The sequence below is a fragment of the Streptomyces coffeae genome (genome assembly GCF_016741875.1).
Lineage (GTDB): Bacteria > Actinomycetota > Actinomycetes > Streptomycetales > Streptomycetaceae > Streptomyces > Streptomyces coffeae.
In genome coordinates this window covers 1-2147 of the sequence record NZ_JAERRF010000106.1, presented here as the reverse complement: position 1 = coordinate 2147, position 2147 = coordinate 1, and the positions used below count along the sequence as shown (strand labels likewise).

Sequence of the window (2147 nt, the reverse complement as noted above, 5' to 3'; positions counted from 1 at the left end):
AGCGCCAAGGTGTCGGCGCGCTCTCCGACGACCTGGCTCTGGAGCTGTTCGACCAGGCGCTCGGGGCGGACACCGCGCTCCTGGCCCCGGTACTGCTCGACCTCGCGGCCCTGCGCGACCAGGCGCGCACCGGAACCCTGCCCGCCCTGCTGCGTGGTCTCGTCCGCCTTCCGGCGCACCGCGGCGGTGACGGCTCGCTGGCCCAGCGCCTGGCCTCGGTCGACGCCGGGGACCACGAGCGTGTGGTGCGGGAGTTCGTGCTGACGCAGGTGGCGGCCGTTCTCGGCCACGCCTCGGCGGCTGCGGTCGATCCGCAACGGTCGTTCAAGGACCTCGGTTTCGACTCGCTCGGCGCGGTGGAGCTGCGCAACCGGCTCACCCAGAGCGGAGGGGTGCGGCTGCCCGCGACCCTCATCTTCGACCACCCGACCCCGGCGGCCGTCACCCGGCTTCTGCTCACGGAGGTCGGCCAGGCGGCGCAGACGCTCCCGGCCGCCCGGCCCCGGCGGACCGCTCGGGTCGACGAGCCGCTGGCGATCGTGGGGATGAGCTGCCGCTACCCGGGGGGCGTGACGGCGCCCGAGGAGCTGTGGGAGCTGGTGGCCGAGGGGCGCGACGCGATCACCGGACTGCCCACCGACCGCGGCTGGGACCTGGAGCGGCTCTACGACCCGGACCCCGACCACGAGGGCACCATCTACACGCGGGGCGGCGGCTTCCTCCAGCAGCCGGACGGGTTCGACGCCGAGTTCTTCGGCATCAGCCCGCACGAGGCCACCGCGATGGACCCGCAGCAGCGGCTGATCCTGGAAGGCGCCTGGGAGGCGTTCGAGAACGCCGGGATCGACCCGACCTCGTTGCGCGGCAGCGACACCGGCGTCTTCTGCGGCGCGGTCACGACGGACTACGCGGGCATGACGTCCACGGAGCAGGAGGGCTACCGCCTGACGGGCACCACGACGAGTGTGCTGTCCGGCCGGATCTCCTACACCCTGGGGCTGGAGGGCCCGGCCGTGTCGGTGGACACCGCGTGCTCCTCCTCGCTGGTCGCGCTGCACCTGGCCGCGCGGGCGCTGCGGGACGGCGAGTGCTCGATGGCGCTGGCCGGCGGCGTGACCCTGATGGCCGGTCCCTACCTGCTCACCGAGTTCAGCCGGCAGCGGGCGCTGTCGCCCGACGGCCGGTGCAAGGCGTACGCCGCCGCCGCGGACGGCACCGGGTTCTCCGACGGCGTCGGGCTGGTCGTGCTGGAGCGGCTGTCGGAGGCGCGCCGCAAGGGGCACCGCGTACTGGCGGTGCTGCGGGGCAGCGCGGTGAACCAGGACGGTGCGAGCAACGGACTGACGGCGCCGAACGGGCCGTCGCAGGAGCGGGTGATCCGCGCGGCCCTGGCCAACGCGGGCCTGCGCCCCTCCGAGGTGGACGCGGTCGAGGGGCACGGCACCGGCACGACCCTGGGCGACCCGATCGAAGCGCAGGCGCTCCTGGCCACCTATGGCCGCGAGCGCGACGGCGAGCCGCTCTGGCTCGGCTCGATCAAGTCCAACATCGGTCACAGCTCGGCGGCAGCCGGCGTGGCGGGTGTGATCAAGATGGTGCAGGCCATGCTCCACGGCGAACTGCCGCGCACCTTGCACGTGGACGAGCCGTCCCCGCATATCGACTGGCAGGAAGGCGGCGTGGAGCTGCTGACGGAGGCCAGGGAGTGGCCCGCCTCCGACAAGCCGCGGCGTGCGGGCGTGTCGTCCTTCGGCGTCAGCGGCACCAACGCGCATGTGATCCTGGAGGAGGCGCCCGCCGAGGAACAGGCGGAGGAGCAGGCCGCGGCGGCGCCGTTCCCGGTGCTGCCGGTACCGCTCTCGGCCCGGAGCGAGGCGGCACTGCGGGAGCAGGCCGACCGTCTGCGGGCCCTGCTGATCGCCCACCCGGACACCTCCGTCACGGACATCGCCTACTCGGCGGCGACCACCCGGGCACACCTGGACCACCGTGCGGCAGTGGTGGCCCGTGACCGAGAGGGATTGCTGGCCGGACTGGGTGCGCTGGCGGCGGGTGAGCCGGCCGACGGTGTGGTGGTGGGCCGCCCGGTGAGTGGCGAGACGGTGTTCGTCTTCCCGGGGCAGGGTTCGCAGTGGGCCGGAATGGCG

General features: G+C 74.0%; 1 protein-coding gene. It reads left to right on the top strand.

Annotated features, from left to right (window positions below):
* A partial coding sequence (locus tag JK363_RS41150) for a type I polyketide synthase (protein ID WP_236076574.1) occupies positions 1-2147 on the top strand: 2147 nt, incomplete at both ends.